This window comes from Thalassovita taeanensis (assembly GCF_900110775.1).
Taxonomy (GTDB): domain Bacteria; phylum Pseudomonadota; class Alphaproteobacteria; order Rhodobacterales; family Rhodobacteraceae; genus Litorimicrobium; species Litorimicrobium taeanense.
The window spans coordinates 463,040-483,683 of sequence record NZ_FOEP01000002.1 but is presented as its reverse complement, the minus strand read 5'-3'; the positions used below and the strand labels follow the sequence as shown (position 1 = coordinate 483,683).

Annotated in this window: 15 protein-coding genes, 1 tRNA gene, 2 rRNA genes and 1 pseudogene; 12 read left to right on the top strand and 7 right to left on the bottom strand. The window is 57.5% G+C overall.

Annotated elements, in window-relative coordinates:
- Positions 1-441: 441 nt before the first annotated feature.
- The 3 genes from BSF79_RS04795 to BSF79_RS04785 all read left to right on the top strand — a co-directional run bounded on the left by BSF79_RS04795 (position 442) and on the right by BSF79_RS04785 (position 4,221).
- A 23S ribosomal RNA gene (locus BSF79_RS04795) occupies positions 442-3,867 on the top strand.
- 92 nt (positions 3,868-3,959) lie between these two features.
- Positions 3,960-4,074, top strand: a 5S ribosomal RNA gene (gene rrf / locus BSF79_RS04790).
- A gap of 70 nt (positions 4,075-4,144) precedes the next feature.
- Positions 4,145-4,221 (top strand) — tRNA-Met (locus BSF79_RS04785).
- Here BSF79_RS04785 and BSF79_RS04780 read toward each other — a convergent pair.
- The 4 genes from BSF79_RS04780 to BSF79_RS04765 all read right to left on the bottom strand — a co-directional run bounded on the left by BSF79_RS04780 (position 4,178) and on the right by BSF79_RS04765 (position 7,296).
- Entirely contained in the window at positions 4,178-5,827 is a 1,650-nt protein-coding gene (locus BSF79_RS04780) for a recombinase family protein (RefSeq protein WP_245776318.1), read from the bottom strand. The two genes, BSF79_RS04785 and BSF79_RS04780, sit on opposite strands and share 44 nt — an antisense overlap.
- A gap of 48 nt (positions 5,828-5,875) precedes the next feature.
- Complete coding sequence (locus BSF79_RS04775; protein ID WP_090268684.1) at positions 5,876-6,088, bottom strand: hypothetical protein; 213 nt, start codon at positions 6,086-6,088, stop codon at positions 5,876-5,878.
- Positions 6,089-6,286: 198 nt separating this feature from the next.
- Positions 6,287-6,733 carry a hypothetical protein gene (locus BSF79_RS04770; protein ID WP_090268683.1) on the bottom strand — a complete coding sequence of 149 codons (447 nt, stop codon included), beginning with the start codon at positions 6,731-6,733 and terminating at the stop codon, positions 6,287-6,289.
- The gene (locus BSF79_RS04765) at positions 6,730-7,296 is read right to left on the bottom strand and encodes a type II toxin-antitoxin system PemK/MazF family toxin (RefSeq protein ID WP_090268682.1); all 567 of its coding nucleotides are present in this window, start codon (positions 7,294-7,296) and stop codon (positions 6,730-6,732) included. Before BSF79_RS04765 ends, BSF79_RS04770 begins: the two co-directional genes overlap by 4 nt.
- Before the next feature lie 480 nt (positions 7,297-7,776).
- Between BSF79_RS04765 and BSF79_RS04760 the strand changes: the two genes are divergently transcribed.
- The 7 genes from BSF79_RS04760 to BSF79_RS04730 all read left to right on the top strand — a co-directional run bounded on the left by BSF79_RS04760 (position 7,777) and on the right by BSF79_RS04730 (position 15,722).
- Positions 7,777-8,109 (top strand): hypothetical protein, encoded by a 333-nt coding sequence (locus tag BSF79_RS04760; protein WP_139246379.1) that lies wholly within the window; start codon positions 7,777-7,779, stop codon positions 8,107-8,109.
- A 282-nt stretch (positions 8,110-8,391) separates the two neighbouring features.
- Positions 8,392-10,410, top strand: a complete 2,019-nt coding sequence (locus tag BSF79_RS04755) for an efflux RND transporter periplasmic adaptor subunit (protein WP_245776317.1) — start codon at positions 8,392-8,394, stop codon at positions 10,408-10,410.
- Positions 10,407-13,586: an efflux RND transporter permease subunit gene (locus BSF79_RS04750; RefSeq protein ID WP_090268679.1), complete on the top strand. Its 3,180-nt coding sequence runs from the start codon at positions 10,407-10,409 to the stop codon at positions 13,584-13,586. The genes BSF79_RS04755 and BSF79_RS04750 overlap by 4 nt, the downstream gene beginning before the upstream one ends.
- Positions 13,587-13,662: 76 nt before the next feature.
- Positions 13,663-13,950, top strand: a complete 288-nt coding sequence (locus tag BSF79_RS04745; protein ID WP_245776314.1) for a copper-binding protein — start codon at positions 13,663-13,665, stop codon at positions 13,948-13,950.
- 65 nt (positions 13,951-14,015) lie between these two features.
- On the top strand, positions 14,016-14,441 hold the full coding sequence (locus BSF79_RS04740; protein WP_090268677.1) for a c-type cytochrome: 426 nt from the start codon (positions 14,016-14,018) through the stop codon (positions 14,439-14,441).
- Positions 14,442-14,462: 21 nt separating this feature from the next.
- On the top strand, positions 14,463-14,822 hold the full coding sequence (locus tag BSF79_RS04735; RefSeq protein ID WP_245776313.1) for a copper resistance CopC family protein: 360 nt from the start codon (positions 14,463-14,465) through the stop codon (positions 14,820-14,822).
- A 6-nt stretch (positions 14,823-14,828) separates the two neighbouring features.
- Positions 14,829-15,722: a CopD family protein gene (locus BSF79_RS04730; RefSeq protein ID WP_090268675.1), complete on the top strand. Its 894-nt coding sequence runs from the start codon at positions 14,829-14,831 to the stop codon at positions 15,720-15,722.
- A 42-nt stretch (positions 15,723-15,764) separates the two neighbouring features.
- Here the strand turns inward: BSF79_RS04730 and BSF79_RS19430 are convergent.
- From BSF79_RS19430 to BSF79_RS04720, 3 genes and pseudogenes are all read right to left on the bottom strand, one after another.
- Positions 15,765-15,887: pseudogene (locus BSF79_RS19430) on the bottom strand (glutaredoxin); the annotation flags it as partial.
- A gap of 250 nt (positions 15,888-16,137) precedes the next feature.
- Positions 16,138-16,317: a hypothetical protein gene (locus BSF79_RS04725; RefSeq protein ID WP_090268674.1), complete on the bottom strand. Its 180-nt coding sequence runs from the start codon at positions 16,315-16,317 to the stop codon at positions 16,138-16,140.
- Positions 16,314-17,918, bottom strand: coding sequence for an FAD-dependent monooxygenase (locus BSF79_RS04720; RefSeq protein WP_090268673.1), 1,605 nt, complete (start codon positions 17,916-17,918; stop codon positions 16,314-16,316). Before BSF79_RS04720 ends, BSF79_RS04725 begins: the two co-directional genes overlap by 4 nt.
- Before the next feature lie 91 nt (positions 17,919-18,009).
- Between BSF79_RS04720 and BSF79_RS04715 the strand changes: the two genes are divergently transcribed.
- Complete coding sequence (locus BSF79_RS04715; RefSeq protein ID WP_090268672.1) at positions 18,010-18,699, top strand: helix-turn-helix transcriptional regulator; 690 nt, start codon at positions 18,010-18,012, stop codon at positions 18,697-18,699.
- Between the two features lie 359 nt (positions 18,700-19,058).
- Positions 19,059-19,985, top strand: a complete 927-nt coding sequence (gene rlmF, locus BSF79_RS04710) for a 23S rRNA (adenine(1618)-N(6))-methyltransferase RlmF (protein ID WP_090268671.1) — start codon at positions 19,059-19,061, stop codon at positions 19,983-19,985.
- The last annotated feature ends 659 nt before the right edge of the window (positions 19,986-20,644 follow it).

Below are 20,644 nucleotides of genomic sequence, written 5' to 3'. Positions count from 1 at the left end.
AGGAGTTCGATCCTCCTAGGCTCCACCAAACTTCCGCATAAGAACACATCTTCAAGCAGTCATGTGACTGTTTGAACGTCTGTTCTGCAGACGTGGTCGATACTTTCCTTGAAAGTTCGACTTATTGACATCGTATAGAGAGATACAATCAACACTGTTTGGTGTTCCCGAGTAAGGGAAACACCTCAGTTTGGTGCCGAGCCTTCGGGTGAGGCAAGCTTGTGACCGCGTCTGTTTCCTCGGACGCCCATGAGTATGCCGGACTGAAACGAACAGAGTTGTCCAAGTCAAGTACACTAACCAGGTTCAATTCGCACGGATTGAACCAAGAAGTTCGATCGCTAGACGATCGAGCGGGATAGTATGCTTTTGATCCGGGATAGAGTGCCGACCTTACCAGAGCGGCACGCGCTTGGCGCAAGCCTTGCTCTTTCTGGATCAAATCAAGCGCGAGAAGGGCGTTTGGTGGATGCCTTGGCAGTAAGAGGCGATGAAAGACGTGATACTCTGCGATAAGCCATGGGGAGCTGAGAATAAGCTTTGATCCATGGATTTCTGAATGGGGCAACCCACCTGATATTCTGTTATTGTTACCCGCAAGGGTGATCAATAATGGGGTAAAACAGGTACTTATAGACTGAATACATAGGTTTATAAGAGCAAACCCGGGGAACTGAAACATCTAAGTACCCGGAGGAAAGGAAATCAATTGATACTCCCCTAGTAGCGGCGAGCGAACGGGGACCAGCCGAGCCTTGAGAGTGACCAGAATGCGTTGGAAAACGCGACCATAGTGGGTGACAGTCCCGTATGGGTAGCTCGATAGGACGTATTAAGTAGGGCGGAACACGTGAAATTCTGTCTGAAGATCGGAGGACCACCTTCGAAGGCTAAGTACTCCTTACTGACCGATAGCGAACCAGTACCGTGAGGGAAAGGTGAAAAGCACCCCGACGAGGGGAGTGAAACAGTACCTGAAACCGAACGCCTACAATCAGTCGGAGCTTGACTGGACTCTAATGACAATCGTGATTGTCTGTTGTACGCCCCCTAGGGAAACCTAGGAGAGTGGAATGGACGGAACATTTGCAGTGCTATTTCTGTTGGCTGGTCTGACAGATATGAGCGTGAACTATTGTGGAGATGGATGCCTTGCTGAGCGTGATGTTCAGAAGAGGTTCTCGATCTCTGCTGGCGATGTTCAGTTCCAGGACAACAGTATCGCAAGTGAGGTTTACGCCCGCTACGAGCTTGCTCGCAGCTATGGGCCGTTCCAACCCACTTTCGGTGTGTCCGTAACCGACGAAGGCTCTGCCTGGGTCGGGTTCGGAGCAACATACACGGGTAAATTTGCGCGGGATCGCGGCTATGTACAGCTGCACCTGATGCCGGGGCTTTATGCCCGTGGCAGTGGCCCTGATCTGGGCTTTCCGATCGAGTTTCGATCGGGGGCAGAGATCGGCTATGAAGCGCGAAACGGGATACGTGTCGGGATATCCTACGACCATCGGTCGAATGCGGATATCAAGAGCGTGAACCCCGGTCTTGAAACCATTCAACTGCGCGTCAGCGTGCCGTTGAATTAGGTTGTCATTAGTGTCCAGTCTTGTGACGGCGTACCTTTTGTATAATGGGTCATCGACTTGGTCTCACGAGCAAGCTTAAGCCGATAGGTGTAGGCGTAGCGAAAGCGAGTCTTAATAGGGCGAATGAGTTCGTGGGATCAGACCCGAAACCGAGTGATCTAGGCATGGCCAGGTTGAAGGTTAGGTAACACTAACTGGAGGACCGAACCCACATCCGTTGAAAAGGATCGGGATGAGCTGTGCCTAGGGGTGAAAGGCCAATCAAACTCGGAGATAGCTGGTTCTCTGCGAAATCTATTTAGGTAGAGCGTCATCCGAATACCCCGGGGGGTAGAGCACTGGATGGGTAATGGGGCCTTACCGGCTTACTGATCCTAACCAAACTCCGAATACCCGGGAGTACTAGATGGCAGACACACGGCGAATGCTAACGTCCGTCGTGAAGAGGGAAACAACCCTGACCTACAGCTAAGGCCCCCAATTCATGGCTAAGTGGGAAAGCAGGTGGGACGACCAAAACAACCAGGAGGTTGGCTTAGAAGCAGCCATCCTTTAAAGATAGCGTAACAGCTCACTGGTCTAAATAAGTTGTCCTGCGGCGAAGATGTAACGGGGCTCAAGCCATGAGCCGAAGCTTAGGATGCCGTAAGGCATGGTAGCAGAGCGTAGTGTGACATAGTATCTATCCTCTTTAGCCTTCTTCGGAAGGTCATGGAGGACATGATGCTTTCTGTGAAGCCGGCCTGTGAGGGATCCGGTGGAGAGATCACTAGTGAGAATGATGACATGAGTAGCGACAAACAGGGTGAGAGACCCTGTCGCCGAAAGTCCAAGGGTTCCTGCTTAAAGCTAATCTGAGCAGGGTAAGCCGACCCCTAAGGCGAGGCCGAAAGGCGTAGTCGATGGGAACCAGGTTAATATTCCTGGGCCAGTAAGAAGTGACGGATCTCGAAGGTAGTTCATCCTTATCGGATTGAATGGGCTGCTTAGAGGTTCCTGGAAATAGCTCTTACATAAGATCGTACCCTAAACCGACACAGGTGGACTGGTAGAGAATACCAAGGCGCTTGAGAGAACTATGTTGAAGGAACTCGGCAAAATACCTCCGTAAGTTCGCGAGAAGGAGGCCCGGTTTCTAGGCAACTAGAGGCTGGGGGCACAAACCAGGGGGTGGCGACTGTTTACTAAAAACACAGGGCTCTGCGAAGTCGCAAGACGACGTATAGGGTCTGACGCCTGCCCGGTGCCGGAAGGTTAAAAGGAGAGGTGAGAGCTTTGAATTGAAGCCCCGGTAAACGGCGGCCGTAACTATAACGGTCCTAAGGTAGCGAAATTCCTTGTCGGGTAAGTTCCGACCTGCACGAATGGCGTAACGACTTCCCCGCTGTCTCCAACATAGACTCAGCGAAATTGAATTGCCTGTCAAGATGCAGGCTTCCCGCGGTTAGACGGAAAGACCCCGTGCACCTTTACTACAGCTTCACACTGGCATCAGGCCAAGCATGTGCAGGATAGGTGGTAGACTTTGAAGCAGGGACGCTAGTCCTTGTGGAGTCATCCTTGAGATACCACCCTTGCTTTGCTTGATGTCTAACCGCGGTCCGTTATCCGGATCCGGGACCCTGTGTGGCGGGTAGTTTGACTGGGGCGGTCGCCTCCTAAAGAGTAACGGAGGCGCGCGAAGGTTGGCTCAGACCGGTCGGAAATCGGTCGTTGAGTGCAATGGCAGAAGCCAGCCTGACTGCGAGACTGACAAGTCGAGCAGAGACGAAAGTCGGTCATAGTGATCCGGTGGTCCCAAGTGGGAGGGCCATCGCTCAACGGATAAAAGGTACGCCGGGGATAACAGGCTGATACTGCCCAAGAGTCCATATCGACGGCAGTGTTTGGCACCTCGATGTCGGCTCATCTCATCCTGGGGCTGGAGCAGGTCCCAAGGGTACGGCTGTTCGCCGTTTAAAGAGGTACGTGAGCTGGGTTTAGAACGTCGTGAGACAGTTCGGTCCCTATCTGCCGTGGGTGTAGGATACTTGAGAGGAGTTGCCCCTAGTACGAGAGGACCGGGGTGAACGATCCACTGGTGTACCAGTTGTTCCGCCAGGAGCAGTGCTGGGTAGCTATGATCGGACAGGATAACCGCTGAAGGCATCTAAGCGGGAAGCCCCCCTCAAAACAAGGTATCCCTGAGGGCCGAGGTAGACCACCTCGTCGATAGGCCGGAGATGTAAGTGCAGTAATGCATTCAGTTGACCGGTACTAATTGCCCGATAGGCTTGATTTGATCCAGTAACAGCAAGACTGATACTGAATTGATCAGAAGCATACATCACATAAATAAATGTACACGACTTGGACAACGTGGTTCTTTCTCGGTTTGGTGGTCATAGCGCGAGCAAAACACCCGATCCCATCCCGAACTCGGCCGTTAAGTGCCGTCGCGCCAATGGTACTGCGTCTTAAGACGTGGGAGAGTAGGTCACCGCCAAACCTAGTAAGAACCACAAAACGTATCTCTCTACGATGCGCCCCATACCAAAAAATAAGGGGCACCAAATTGGCGCGGGATGGAGCAGCCCGGTAGCTCGTCAGGCTCATAACCTGAAGGTCGTAGGTTCAAATCCTACTCCCGCAACCAACTTCAGCGAACTTTCGCTAATATCCAAGCCCGCCTCTCCGGCGGACTTTTTTGTGTTCAGCATCTCCAATAGCTTACCCCGCAACTCAAGCGCGTGATGCTTCGCCTCCGCGTCCCAGGTCACCACAACAGTATCAATGATTTGGTGGAGTTCTTCGCAGGCACGTCCAGAGACGCCCTCGTCCGATAGGGTGCCCACCAGATCATCAATATGCGCGCGGTAAAGGGCAGGGAGGTCCTGAGGCAAGAAGATGGGCTCGGGGGCTGCGGCGTCTCGTTTGGCCCGTGCTTGGGTCAGTTCAGCATCCACCTTGTTGAGCTGCGCGATGATAGGGGCAGAATAGTCCCCATCCTCAACCGCCTTCATCAGGTTTGCGTGCCGGGTCTCCAGCTGACGCACAGCCTGGCTATGGAGCCGGAGCAAATCATCGCGTTCTTTCTCTTCACCTTTCTTGCGCGCCAGAAACTTCTCCCGAAACTCTGCATAGGCCTGATCCTGCATCAAACCGACCTTTAGCCCAGACAGGATCGAGAGCGCGGCGTCTTCTTCTTTCAATCCGCGCATCCCGGTGCAGATGGCGTCGCCTTTCTCTTTGGCGTTGGCGCAGTAGTATCGCCGCGTCTTGCCGCTGCCTGCCACGGTGAGGTTGCCGCCACACTGACCGCAGGACAACAGGCCTGACAGCAGGTACTTACGCCGACGCATCCCTTGAGCCACGGAGAGGCCGTTGGGGTCGCTTGCGTTTTGTTTGGTGCGTAGCCGTTGTTGGGCTGTCTGGCGCGCCTTTGCCGCCTCCCAGACGGATTGCTCGACAATCCGGAGATCCGGGGCCTCGAACGTGATCCAATCTTCGGGCGGGTTCAGCCGCGAGACACGTTTGCCGGTCTCGGGGTGTTTGGAATAGCGCAGCCGATTCCACACGCGCCGTCCAATGTAGAGTTCGTTGTTCAGGATGCCGGTACCGCGTTCACGATTGCCGTTGATGGTGGTCTGACGCCAGTGGCCGGAACTGTTGCCCTTGCCGCGCGGGGCAGGGATCCCGTCGGCATTGAGATCGGTCGCGATCTGGATCGGCGATTTCCCGGTGGCGTATTCCGTGAATATCCGTTCCACCACCAGCGCTTCATCGGCGTTGATGTCCTGCTCGCCCTTGATAACATCTCCCGCCGTCGTGCGGCGCGCGCAATAGCCATAGGACAGGCCGCCTGCGCTTTTGCCGGCCTCGATTTTACCGATCAGGCCCCGCCGGGTTCTGTAGGAGAGTTCTTCGAGAAAGATCTGGGCGAATGTGCCCAGGATACCAATGTCAAAAATGCCCAGTTTGCCACGATGCAACTGGTGCAGCTCACAGTCAGCGTGGCGGGCTTCTTTGTAAAACGCCATCAAAAACTCAAGGTCCCGCGCCAAGCGGTCGAGATGTTCAAACAGGACGATATCGAACTGCCCGGCTTTTACGGCGGCGAGTAGTGCTTCATAGCCTGGCCGACCCTTGGTGGCCCCGCTGAGGGCGGTATCTTGAAACACCTGGGTTACGGTCCATCCCTCACGCTCTGCGTGCTTGCGGCATTCGCGTTCCTGATCCTCGGCAGACTTTGGGTTCTGCATATCTGTGGAGAAGCGGGCGTAAATCGCAACGCGGGGCGTATCGGTCATTTATGGTCTCCTTGTGCCGTGAGGCTGCCGCATGATCTCGTGAAAGACAAATCCAATTTGACCGAAACGGAAACTGCGCTGCCATAATCCGGACAAAATCACCGCTATCATAAAGATCACTGCGTTCGGTGTTTCTTCCTTCGTTCCGCCCTCCAGGGTGGCCCGCTTGGCGGCGACTTCGGCAATCAGGTCGATCAGATTTGTGAGGGTCATTCGCTTCTCCTTCGGTTGTGGACACACAAGAACCAACAACACGACGAGAACGGTGGCCTGCTACGGTTGGTCGTTTACGCCCGCACAGAGAGGATCTGTGCGGGCATCTCTGTTTGGACGGCGCGCCGACATCTGTAGCAGCAGAAGGTTCGCCAGCGCGCCTGACGCGGGGTGTCTAAGCCCGCGTGTCTCTGTAAATCAAAGGCTCTGACGCAACGCGCCCAGAGCCTCCTGCGCGTGCATCAGGTCATGCACGGCTTGCAAGGTCTCGTAGAGCTCGAAGAACATGATCATCGCGCGGCCCAGCTCATCCGCGCGCTCGGTCGTTTGCGTCTCTTGCCAGCAGGCAGGCGCTGAAACGTTGCACTCATCATAGTCGCGGTGCTGGTGCACGGTCGTGCCCTTGTCGATCTCCCGGGTGAGGAAATCCATCTGCACGTCCAGTTCCTCCAGGATCTCTGGTTTGAAGATCTGGCGGGCCTCAATCAGCTTGATCAGCCGCTCAAAGCCGACCCGCTCCAGCGGTTGAATGTTGTGCAACACGTCCATCCGGATCGCAGTGATGCAGTCGCGGGATTTGGCGAAGGCTGCCGCGGCGATGGCTTCGATATTGTCATATGTGATGGGCAGAAGTTGATGGGTCATACGAGACCTCCTTTGCGTTTGGGGGTGTTGGCTGCGCGAGATGCGCGGTTCCGCTCCAGGAAACCGCGCTCTTCGCGTTGCCAGCGCGCCTGTTCCTCCCGACGCTCCCGCCGGGCCTCGGCCTTGATGTCTGCCTCGGCCTGCAGACGGGCCCGGACGTCATTCATGCGGTCCACCAGTGGCGCATCAAGGCGGCCAATCAGGGTGCCGCGCTCCTCGCCGCCCTCAAACCCGGGGTGGTTGATGCTGACGATGACACGGCGCGAGCAGACAAACCGGGACGGACGATCCAGCCCCGCCGCGTGGCAGGAGGCGGTGTGCCCGACGCGGACCTCGTATCCTGTGTTGGCTTTGGTGCGAGCCGAGGTGCCGTAGGCGAGTTCGACAAACTTGATGCCGTTCAGCTCGAAGACATCAAGCACCAGGCAGGGACGCCGCTTGGGCTGCTCTGCCGGACCTTCGGCGTCCTCGTTGGTCGGAAAGGCAAACAGAACAACGTCACCGCGCTCGACGAGGTCTTTCCAGTCGAAGTCCGGCACGAAGGTTTGGGGGGAGTAATACATCTGGGGTCTCCATTGATGTGATTGAAAATCGACACCAGCTTTGGAAACCTGAAAGGCCTCCCGTTTTGCTGCGCGTCACAAAAAACGCGCAGCAAAACGGGAGGCTAAAAAACAGGGAGAGCGGCGAGAGGGAAACCCTCTCGTCAAAATTTGGCACGCGACGGGGAGGTGGGCGGGAAGCGGTAGTTCGCTGCGGTCGGATCCAAGGTATGCTTCGCCAGTGAATACTGTGTCGCTTTTCGTTTGACAATATATCCGAGCGGGAGCGTGCGCTGAGAAATTAAATGAATTTTCGCCAAACACGAAACCCAACTGGTGAGCATTTCTTTCAAACCGGCTGCTTTGCTTCGCAAAAATATCTTGATCACAAACTTCTGACTTGAAGCCAGAGCATTTCAAATAGATGACTATGGCATGAGTGGTGTTTTGCATAAGTGCGGTCTTGGGGCCGGGTGGCATGGGGCGAGGGTATTGCTCTTCGTGTCTGTGCTGCTGATGAACGCAATCCTGCCAAGCCTGGTTGCGGCAGCGCAGAATACGACAGCCCCGCATCAGATGACGTCAGAACAGATGGATCATGCAACTATGGGGCATGCGGTTTCGGTGCCCTCGCAAGGCTCCCTGCCGGACCATGAAGACCATGGCACTTCCTTGCACTGCATGTCTTCTGTGTGCTGCTATCATGAGGCGTCGGTGCTTTTCGCGCTTGTAGCTTCCGATGCCTATCTGACCAACAGGCAGGCCATGGATCGTGGCAGCCATCTGCCCTCATTCCTGCGCTCGACCAAAGATCGCCCCCCTCAACAGATTTGATTGATTTCGGGTGCGTGTCCTCAGTTTGGGGGCCGCACATCTGTAATTTATCAAAGGCGGTTTCCTTAGCAGGGCCGCGGTCGAGGTGTGACCATGCGTGGACGGTATTCAGCCCTGAGTGTTCTTGCGCTCGCTGCTGGTTTGGCAGGTGGTGTATTTCTTGAACGGCTTTACTTGAACCCTTCTGAAACGGCGGGGGCCGTGGACGGCGAAATTCTCTATTGGGTTGCTCCGATGGATTCGAATTTCAGGCAACCGGGACCGGGAAAATCGCCAATGGGGATGGATCTGATCCCGGTCATGGCAGGTCAGGAGCCGTCTGGTGATCCTGCCGAGGTCATTTTGTCCAACGCCGAGATCAATGCGATCGGCGTGCGCACTGCAGTTGCGCAGTCAACCGAGATCGCCCGCAATATCCAGACGGTGGGGTTCGTACGTTACGATGACCATCTGACCAGCCATGTTCACACCCGTGTTGATGGCTGGATCGAAAAGCTGAATGTGCGCGCTTTGGGGGATCCGGTGCACAAGGGCGATGTGCTGTTCGAGATGTTCTCGCAAATCATCGGTTCCTCTTCCGGCGATCTGATCCGGGCCATTCAGGACGGGGATCGCCGCATTGTCGACGCGGCCCGCGGGAAACTGCGCAGCCTTGGCATGTCTGATGAGCAGATTGCACGGGTCGAAGCCAGCAAAGAGATTGCGCGCAACATCGAAGTGCGTGCCCCGCAAGACGGCGTCGTCGTGTCGATTGAGGCGGCTGAGGGGATGTTTTTGCAACCCGGCGTCCGGGCGGTTTCAGTGACCGATACGAACGCTGTGTGGTTGATCGTCGATGTCTTCGAACGGGATATCGCGCGTCTGACCGACGATATGCAGGCCGTCGCCCAGTTTGAACACCTCAGCGGCCGGAGCTTTGAGGGCAAGATCGACTATATCTATCCCGAGCTTGACGCAAAGACGCGCACGCTGCCTGTGCGCCTGCGGTTTGATAACTCGGACGGGCTGCTGCGCCCCAATATGTTCGGGAATGTCACGTTGACGCCACGCCAGTCGCAGATGGCGCTGACCGTCCCAACCGAGGCGATCATTCGCACAGGGTCGGCAGAGCGCGTTATTCTGAAAACCGGCGAAGGCACGTTCAAGCCGCGTCTGATCACCACCGGCCTGCGCGACAATTTTAACGAGGGCGGCAGGACCGAAGTTATTCAAGGCCTCGCCCCCGGAGAAGAAGTCGTCGCGTCTGCGCAATTCCTGATCGACAGCGAAAGCGCGCTGAGTGCGGGATTGATGCGCATGGCCCCGACTGACGCGGAACCTGCGCGCGGTACAGGCAAGTTGATCGCACTTGATGCTGATACGCGGCTGGCGACAATCCGGCACAGCGCGCTTGAGGCGCTGGACTGGCCTGCCATGACCTCGCGGTTTGCGGTGCGGTCGGACGTTATGCTTGATCAGCTGGCCATCGGTCAGGAGGTCGCGTTTCAGGCGGCCCGTGGTGCCGATGGATTGCTGAGCTTGACCGCGCTTGGCAGCGATGATGGCATTGCCGCGACCGGCAAGGGCCGTGTTCTGGGGGTCACGGGGGATGGCAAGCTGACGATGGCCCATGACCCGATACCGGCCTTGGGTTGGCCTGCGATGCAGATGGACATGAAGGTTGCGGGGATCGACGCCGCCGAAGTGCCGCTTGACCAAGCTGTCGAATTTGATCTGTCCAAGGACGAAAATGGGGTGTTCACCATCGTCGGGCTGCGCGTTGAAGGCATGACCGAAACGATGCAGATGTCCGCCCCCGCAGAACCGGAGGCCAAAGCCGAACCGGCAGTAGAGCCGATTGTGGTTTCCGGCACGGTGGATGCCTTTGACCCGACCAAAAGCATGGCAACGATCACCCATGGCCCCATGATCCAGATCGGAATGCCGGGCATGACCATGGATTTTGCCGTGGACCCGACACTTGATGCCGATACGCTTGTAATGGGCCAAGAGATGACCCTGACCTTTGCCCGCCCCGATGGCATGACCATGATCCTCTCTGCCGCCGAAAAGGTGACCCCACCGACCGAGGTGATGGGAACGATCAACTCGGTCGATCCGACCAGCGGGATGGCAAACATTACGCACGGTCCGATGATGGATATTGGTATGCCCGGCATGACGATGGACTTTGCCGTTGATCCGTCTGTCGATATGGCAACCGTGCCGATGGGTCAGGACATCAACCTGCTTCTCAAGCGCAATCCCGATTTTTCGATGACGCTGGTGGGCTTTGCCAAAGCGTCAGAGGCCACACAATGATTGCGGCTCTCATCCGGGCGTCCATCGCGAACCGAGTGATCGTCATCGCCTTGGCGCTGATGATGACGGTGGCGGGGATTTGGGCGATCCGCTCAACGCCGGTCGATGCGATCCCTGATCTGTCCGATGTGCAGGTGATCGTGCGCACCTCTTATGCCGGTCAGGCCCCGCAGGTGGTCGAGGACCAGATCACCTATCCCATCACGACCGCGATGCTGGCGGTGCCGGGGGCCAGCGACGTGCGCGGGTTTTCCTTCTTTGGCGACAGCTATGTCTATGTCGTGTTCGAAGACGGCACCGATCTGTATTGGGCACGTACGCGGGTGCTGGAATATCTGGGCCAGATCACCGCCAACCTGCCCGAAGGTGTCGCACCCCAGCTTGGGCCGGATGCCACCGGTGTGGGCTGGATTTACCAATACGCCCTGATCGACCGCAGCGGCGGGCATGATCTGGCAGAGTTACGAACCCTTCAGGACTGGTTTTTGAAATACGAATTGCAGACCGTCGATGGCGTGTCCGAGGTGGCCACCATCGGCGGCATGGTCAAGCAATATCAGGTCGTCGTCGACCCAAACAAGCTGCGCGCCTACGACATACCACTGGCAAAGGTGCGCGATGCCATTCAGGGCGCAAACCGCGAAACCGGCGGCAGCGTGATTGAGATGGGAGAGGCCGAATTCATGGTCCGCTCCACCGGCTATGTGGACGAATTGGCCGACATCGCCAAAGCACCGTTGATGGTAAACGACCGCGGTGCCGCACTGACGTTGGGCGATGTTGCCGACATCCGGCTTGGGCCGGAAATGCGCCGTGGCGTGGGTGAATTTGAAGGCGAAGGCGACGCCGTCGGCGGTGTGGTGATCCTGCGGTGGGGCGGCAACGCGCTGACCACAATCAAGGCTGTTGAAGCACGGATAGAAAGCTTGCGCGACAGCCTGCCCGAGGGCGTCGAGATTGTGACAACCTATAACCGCGCAGGCGTGATCGAGCGCGCGATTGAAAACCTGCAACACAAGCTGACCGAGGAATTCATCGTCGTAGTACTGGTCTGTGCCGCGTTCCTGCTGCATCTGCGGTCGTCACTGGTGATCCTGCTGTCACTGCCGTTGGGCATCTTTGCGGCGTTTATCATCATGAAGCTGCAAGGCGTGAACGCCAATATCATGTCGTTGGGCGGTATCGCCATTGCCATCGGTGCCATGGTCGATGCGGCCATCGTAATGATTGAGGCAATGCACCGGAGGCTTGAGACCGAGAAGCTGACCAACAAGAATCGTTGGCGCATCGTAACCGAATGTTGCGAGGAAGTGGGCCCGGCGCTGTTTTTCTCGCTCGCCATCATCGCGGTCAGTTTCCTGCCCGTTTTCGTGCTGGAAAGTCAGGAAGGCCGGTTGTTCAAACCGCTTGCCTTCACCAAAACCTATGCCATGGCCGCCGCTGCGATCCTGTCGATCACGCTGGTGCCGGTGCTGATGGGGTATTTCGTGCGGGGGCGTATCATCCCTGAGCGCAAGAACCCGTTGAACCGCTTGGTGATCTGGATTTACCGCCCCTTTCTGGATGCCGCCGTTGCATGGCCGTGGGCCACAACGCTTTTGGCAGGGCTTCTGGTGGCGTCGATGTGGTGGCCGTTGCAGCGCATCGGGACCGAATTCATGCCCGAACTGAACGAGGGTGATTTCCTCTATATGCCGTCGCTTTACCCCGGTGTGTCCATCGGCAAGGCCCGCGAGGTACTGCAACAAACCGACCGTCTGATTGCCACAGTGCCCGAGGTGCAGACCGTTCATGGCAAGCTGGGCCGCGCTGACACGGCGACCGATCCGGCCCCGCTGACCATGATTGAGACAACAATCCAGCTGAAACCCAAAGCGGACTGGCGTGCAGGCATGACGATGGACAAGATCCGCGCCGAGCTGGACCGCGTCGTGCAGATCCCCGGCGTGACCAACGTGTGGATCCAGCCAATCAAGAACCGGATCGACATGCTGGCCACGGGCATCAAGACCCCGGTGGGTGTCAAGATTTCCGGTGCAGACCTGGGCGTGATCGAAAAGATCGGCATCGAGGTTGAACGCATCGCGTCGCAGATCGACGGCACCACCTCGGCCTATGCAGAGCGCCCCATCGGCGGGCGGTTTATCGAGATCAACCCCAACCGGGATGCGGCCGCGCGCTATATGATGAGCGTGCGTGACATTCAGGACGTGGTCCAGACCGCGATCGGGGGCATGCAGGTTTCGGAATCTGTCGAAGGGTTGGAACGCTTTCCGATTAACCTGCGCTATCCGCAAAACTGGCGCGACAGCCCTGAACGGTTGCGCGATCTGCCTGTGGTGACGCCCTCGGGCGCGCATGTCCCCTTGGGCGCATTGGCCGACATCAGCGTGGTTGACGGCCCCGGCATGATCCGCTCCGAAAACGCGCGGCGCACGGGGTTTGTGTTCATCGACATCGCGGGCCGTGATCTGGGCGGCTATGTCGAAGAGGCCCGCGCTGCTGTGGCCGCCGGTGTCAGCTTGCCAGCAGGCTATTCGATCAACTGGTCGGGCCAGTATGAATATATCCAGCGCATGCAGGAAAGGCTGAAGCTGGTGGCCCCGGCAACTTTGCTGATCATCACGCTGATGCTGTTCATGGCCTTCAACCGCGTGATCGAGGTCGGCATCATTCTGGCGGCTTTGCCCGTCGCACTGGCGGGCGGCGTGTGGTTTTTGTGGTATCTAAGCTTTGATATCTCGGTCGCTGTTTTGGTGGGGTTTATCGCCCTGGCCGGTGTCGCAGTTGAAACCGCAATCGTCATGCTGCTGTACCTGAACCTGTCTTGGGAGAAACGCCGCAAGCGCGCCGCTGCCGAAGCCCGCAAGATGACCCCACTCGACGTCGAAGAGGTCGTTTTCGAGGGGGCACTGCTGCGCGTGCGGCCCAAGGTGATGACCGTTGCCACGATCTTTGCTGGGTTGATTCCGATCATGTACGGCACCGGCACCGGGTCCGAAATCATGCAGCGCATTGCCGCCCCGATGCTGGGCGGCATGGCAACCGCCACCGTGCTTACGCTTTTTGTCATTCCGTCGATCTTCGTGATCTGGAAGCGGCTGTCCCTGAAACGGGTCAACCGCAGCTTGTTGCAGCCGACCGATGTGTCGGCAGCAACCCAACCGGCCGAATAAACCCAACCTGAAAGGACGGCTTATGAAAATTCTATCTCTCTCAATATGCTTGCTCACACTCGCCGCGCCAATGGCGATGGCGCAAACAAACCATTCCACGATGGACCATTCCAACATGGTGATGAGCGATGAAAAAATGGAAGGCGCGGTTCACACCAAAGCCGTGGTCAATTCCATCGGGGACGGCACCGTAAATGTAAGCCACGAACCTATTCCCGAAATCGGCTGGCCTGCAATGACGATGGACATGCCTCTGACCGCCGACGCCGTTGTCGACGGGGTCGCGGAAGGCGATGAAATCGTTCTGATGCTGATCAAAGGCGACGATGGCATGTATGTCGTCAGCGCCATGATGCCGGAATAAAAACGCCCCGCTGGCCGGAAGATCCGCTTCGGCCAGCGACCCTTTGATAAAACCAGGAGTTCAACATGCGCGTAACGCTCGCCCTGATTATTACGGCCGTCGTCGCCCTTGGGGCTGCGTGGTTGCTGTGGCCCGCACCGTCCGAGTCCGTGACTGATACCACACCGGGGGCACCGATCGTAGCGGTCAGCCTACCGTCGTCATTCACCGACCAAGAACAAATGGGCCAAACCGCATTCGCCGCCAATTGCGCGGCTTGCCACGGTGAAAACGGTTCGGGACGTACCGAAATGGGCCCGCCGCTTATTCACAAGATCTATGAGCCAAGCCATCATGCCGACATATCCTTTGAACGGGCGGTCGAATACGGTGTTCAATCGCATCATTGGACTTTCGGCAACATGGCCACCGTTGACGGGCTGACAAAAGCAGACATCGGCGGCATCATCGCCTATGTTCGCGCCGTGCAACGTGCCAATGGCATCAACTGACGCCCAAGAAGGAATACCATGATGACATACGTCACACGATTTGCAGCGGCTCTTATTGCCTCTCTGACGCTGGCCGCTGGACCGGCTGCCGCGCACTCCAAGGAGGAGGCGACCGTGCCAGCGGATGGTGCCGTTCTGGCGACATCGCCTGAAACGATCACGATGAATTTCGATATGCCCTTGCGCGTGACCCTCATCTCCTTGCGGGATGATGTAGGCGCAGATCACGCGTTGATACGGACCGACAACATGCAGCCGGTTAGCGATTTCAGCGCAACCCCGCCGACGCTTGCGGCTGGAAAATACACCGTTGAATGGCGCGGTCTGGCGGAAGACGGGCATCCGATGCAGGGTCAGTTCAGCTTTTACATTACCGAGTAGTCAGGGGTGCTGGACGCCTTAGCCAAGGCAGATGCGTTGACTTGGATCGCGATTGTGGTCAAGGCGCTGGTCTATGCCATGTCGCTGTCGGCGGCTGGCGGTATCCTGTCTGCCGTGGCACTGCGATCTTTGCCCAGGGGCGAACGCGCGTGGTTGATCCGCTTGGCGGTGATCTGTGCCGTGGCGGCGGCCTTGCTGTCGCTTGCGCGGCTGCCGCTGAGGGCCAGCTTCCTGATGGGAGGCACGTGGCAGGGAGCGTTTGACCCGATGATCTTGCCTATGGTCGCGCAAAGCCCGTTGGGCATGAGCATCGCGGTCAGACTGGTTGGCTTGGCGCTGGTGCCTGCAATCCTGATCCCAGGACGTATCGGGCCCGCCCTCGCGACGACGGGTGCCCTGATCATCGCCATGTCCTTCACCTTTCGCGGTCATGCGCTGGCTGACCCGCGGGTGATCCTCGGTTTGCTGCTGGCGGTCCATCTTGTCGCGATTGCCTTTTGGATCGGTGCATTTGCTCCGCTCTATCGCCTTGCTGGACAGGATGGCCTGGCGGCGGGCAAAGTTGCGCATGATTTCGGGCAGCTTGCCCTTTGGGGTGTCGGTGCCTTGGCTGTGTCGGGCAGTATCACGCTTTGGCTGCTGACCAAGGACCTGATTGCCGCCCTTGGGACCGCCTATGGCCAGATGTTCGCGCTAAAACTGGCCGCTTTCACCGCCCTGATTGGCTTGGCTGCCTTCAACAAATTGCGCCTGACGCCCGCCCTTTTGCGGCAGGATCCGGATGCGGCGCAAAGGCTGCGCCGGTCCATCGTGCTTGAGGTTGCCTTGGTGGCGCTGATCCTGCTGACCACCGCGACGCTGACAACCATCAGCGCGCCTTTGATGGTTGAAGTCCGGTAGCACATCAACGCCCCGAAAGGTTTTGGAGCTATGGGCGATAAGTCAGATCGTTCTTGCCAGCATCCAGATCGCCATGCCGATGATCATCAGGTTTTCTGTCAACGAGACGAACCCCAAAGGCACCTTGCTGCCACCCCCAACGCAGGCACCTTTCGATTCGCGTTTACCACATATTTTCCCCAAGACCGGAAATCCTTCACCATTGCAGACGTTCTTCCGAACCGCGTATAATGACCGCTCCCAGCCCTTTCACGACATTCAATTGAGTGCCCGGCGTACTAGGTAGATCATGCAGCAAGGGCGGATAGCAGACCTTCGCTGCGCGTGGCATGAATGTCCGGTCAGGAACTGAACAGTGTGTCACTTCGGCGCGTGGTTTCGCGAAGCCGACACCAGAACATATTCAAGTACATGATCATTCGGGACCGACGCATGCCGCCTGGGCGATGAGATCACAGATACGGTCCGCGTCGCCGAGTTCATGCGCCAACAAGAGGGCGATTTTGGCCAGGAACAGATCCCGCTTGTCGTCTGTCAGAGAGTCCAGTGCCGTGGCCAGAGCGTCATAGACGCGCTCGATGTCGATCGGTGTCATGCCAAGTCTCCGCAGTTTCGGGCAAGGGTCGCCATGACTTGCGTCGCCGTCGTCTTGGTCCAGCGGGCTGCGACATGCATGTCGGGGCGAATGAGGTAGGCGCCATCTGCACCAAGCTGCAGGGCCACATCGGCCGCCGATCCCGTGGGGATCACGATAATCGTCATTTCGTCGTGCGAGACGGCCTCGGCCATGGCCGTGTTGCAGGTGACGAGCGTGAAGCCGCTGCCAAGTAGATCGGTCAGATATCCGTCATGGACGCGCACTTCCGGTAACACCGCGCCGGGTACGGGGCCACCGTCAAACCCCACATCATCCGCATCGGTGATCGGGCTGTCGGCATAGGTATAAGGCGTCATCTGCCGCGGGTTGGCAAGCTGTCCGGCAAAGGGATGGCTCAGCGCGAGGCTCAGCGCTGCGTCTCTCATAAGCTGCCAGCCGGGCGTCGGCGGCGTCATGAAGCGCGCCGATTTCGAGGCATTGGCAAAGACATCCAGCGTCGCACCGCGGCGCTCCGGTGAATAGCTATAGAGCAATGCGTCTTGCGCTCGGCCATCCAGCACCCGCGCGAGTTTCCATGCGATGTTCTGCGCATCCGCCAAACCGTTGTTCAACCCGCGCACCCCGAAGATCGGCACGATATGGGCGCTGTCCCCGATGAAAAAGACCCGCCCATCGCGGTAGTCGTCCAGCGCCAGCGTATTGGCGGAGTAAATGCTCCACCACTCAAGATCCCATGCGCCATCATAGCCCAAATCGTCCAGAACCGCCTGCACCGAAGCGCGCACGCTGCTCTCAGTGATGGCCGCTTCTGCATCTTCACCATCGCGCAGCTGATAATCGATCCGCCAGATGTCGTCGGGCTGCTTGTGAACCAGTACCGTCCCACCCCGTCGGCAATCCGGATCGAAAAGCGCCCGGCGGATCGTCGGGTAATCATGCGCCATCTGCACATCGGCGATGACATAGCGGCCTTCATAGTTCTCGCCCTTCAGCCGCAGCCCGCGCATCTTGCGGATATCGCTGCGCGCGCCATCAGCGGCCAGAACCCAGTCGGCGGTCATCTCGTAGGCGCTCTGTGGATCGCGGACCGTCAGGCGCACGCCGTGGTCCCGATCTTCGATGCCCTCGACGGCGCTTTGCCAACGAATCTCGATCAGCGGTTCCCGCGCGATGGCGTCCCAGAGGAATTGCTCGATGTACTGTTGCTGGATGTTGTACATCGGGCGGTATTTCTCGTCCGGCCCATCCGGCATGTCGAATTCAAGGATCTGCTGTCCCCGGTAAAAGCTGCGTCCCGTCGTCCAGCCGAGCGCCTTGTCAAGAAAAGGCGCCACGACGCCGAGTCGTTCGAGAATGTAAAAGCTCGATCGTGAGACACAGATCGCGCGGCTGCCGTCGTTGAATGTCGATTTTGCATCGAGGAGCACCGATGCGATCCCCTCTCGTGCCAGCGCCAAGGCTGCCGTCATGCCCACCGGTCCCGCGCCGACGATGGCCACGCGCACGCGCTCCCCAAGACGCTCGCGGCTTTCCGGAGCTTTGAATTGCGGATAGTCGAAATACAGCGATTGCGTCTCTGCGCGGCCGTGCGGTCTCATTTGGGTGTCCTCCCTCGAATGAGACGGGAGATAGCAGGTCGGCCGCGACTCTGTCTGTCCCCTGCCTAGGGGGACATGCTACTGTCTGCGCATGTCACCGGATGCACTCAAGATCGATGCCTGCCTTGCTGCCCTGGGGGCAGAGACCTTTCCGCGGGCCTACGTCGATTTTGTAGAGACCCTGGGCATCGACCAGATCATGGTTTTTGCCATCGAAGACGCGGGGGCGCGGTGTCTGCTGTCGTTCCATTACGCCAATGCAGCCCTCGCCGGGCAACTGGCCTCGGCATATCTCGACGGGTGTTTTCTCCGCGATCCACTTCTGCCCGATCTGCGAGAGGCTTCGCCAAACTGCATCGAAGTGCGCACATTGGAAGAGATTACCGAAGCAATGGACCATGACTACCGTGAGAGGTTCTTCGATGCGCCGGGGTTGACGGCAAAGTCCACGGTACTGGCCGTGGGTGAACGGCTTCGGCTGTTCGTCAGCCTCTATTGCGCCGACCCACGCAGTCCCGATGCCGGGCTCTCCCGCCTTGCCGGACGGCTGGCCCTGATGCATTTCGAGCGCGCGGAGGGCACCGGTATCCCCGCCGCCCTTGCCATTCTCAGCCGACGCGAGCAGGCCGTCTGCGTTGGTATCCTCTCGGGGCAAAAGGCCGAAGTGATCGCCGCGGACCTCGGCGTCGCGCCCTCCAGCGTGGTGACCTACCGCAAGAGGGCCTACGCAAAGCTCGGTATCGCATCACGTGCGGGCCTCTTCGCGATCTGTTCTGGATAACCGCTCCAAAGGCCCCTCAATCAGTGAACCAAACATAGCAGTATAAAACCCATCATAGTGTTGAACTGAGCACGAATGGCTGGTCTGGGGAAGCTGCAGCGCAGCGTCTAACGAACTGGGAAACGGCGGCTTTGGGCCGTGATTGACGGCCGCACCTATTGGATCAGCGAAATGCTGCGCGTTAGAGAAAGTCAACTTCGAGACCAAAATGATAGATGCTGCACACGCAATGAATGGTCGGGCCGTCGCATCAGCGGAGGATCTGCCCCGCTCCTCATTTTACTATTTGTGCATGAGGGCCTAAAAGCAACAAATCGTCTGGCGAGTGACGTCCATCAACCTAAAATGAAGGCGTTCCCATGGCCACCAAAACGAAGCTGCACCCCCGCAATCAACACTCAGAAGGCTACGATTTCGGGCGTTTGGTGGCGCAGACACCTGAGCTTGAGGCCTTCACGATCCGTAGCCCAGTCGGTCAGACGACGATTGACTTTCAAGACGTGAGGGCCGTCCGTATGCTTAATCGGGCGTTGCTAAAAACGCATTACGATATTGAGTTTTGGGATATTCCCGCCGGTTATTTGTGCCCACCAATTCCCGGCCGCGTCGACTACATCCACTATCTCGCGGACTTGCTTGCTGGCAGCAATAACCAAGAAGTACCGCGAGGGCGTCATATCAAGGCGTTGGACATCGGCACTGGTGCGAGCTTGGTGTACCCGCTTACGGGCCAGAGCGAATACGGCTGGCACTTCACTGGCGTCGATATCGACATGGGCGCGATCAAATCGGCACGGCAAATTTGTGAATTCAACAAGTTGGCAATTACCCTTAGGCGACAAAGCAAACCTGAGAATATCTTTCGCGGTGTGATCCAGCCCAACGATGCTTTTCACGTAACCATGTGCAATCCACCTTTCCATGGGTCTATCGAAAAAGCGAATAAGGGTACCCAACGTAAGTGGGCGAACCTTGGCAAAGGGCGTTCAACAAAACTCAACTTTGGTGGTCAAAATACTGAACTTTGGTGTCCTGGTGGTGAGATAAAGTTTATCGCTCGCATGGTTGGACAGAGTATGGAGTTCGCCGACCAGTGCCTGTGGTTTACCTCGTTGGTGTCGAAAAAAGATAACCTCCAGCCCCTCATCCGAATTCTAGGAAAAGCTAGGGTTGCTGATTATAAAGTCGTTGAAATGGCACAGGGACAAAAAACTAGTCGATTTATTGCCTGGACTTACATGAAGAAAAACCAGCGCCCCTCGTTTGCGAAGAATGCTCGGACATAGGGGCCTTTTGTCGAAGTTCTGTAGTGCAGACAATGTCTGCTTAGGTGAAGCTGCATCGCAGCGAACTCGAACACTGCGGACGGCGGCTTTGGGCCGTTCAGGCCCATTGCACCAATCCGAAACATCGACTTTGCAAAGGTCGCAAACTGCGCATAGCTGCCCTCGGTGCGCGGCGCAGCGAGTGTCAGCAATCCGCCCCCAACCAACCGGCGCTTGATGAGCCTATGGCGCTCCGTCTCTGAAGCGACTTCTTTCACCTGCAACCTTCGACGCGTCCAAATTTTGGTCCCGAAAACCGCATAACCATTTTTTCGTCTCCACCCCCAAGGAGATCAAAAAATAGATGGTTCACATTTTGAAACCCGCTATCCGGTTGTTCTGCGTTTTGAGGGTATCGGGCCTGAACACCTCGCAGGCTATGAGAAACACCGCAAGCGGGTCGGCGGTGACATCGGCCACATTCTTGAACATCCGCCAGCGCCAAATCGTTTGCTGATTGGATCTGAGGACTGGGCTGCCAATGCTTTGGCAGAGATCGCAGCTATTAAGGCGCAGAACTTTGCGGCAGAACTGGAAGCCCTGGAGCAGCGCAAGCGAAAAAAGGCATCCAGAAACGCTTGGCAGAAGGACCACATAACCCCTGGCGGCCAACGCGGCAC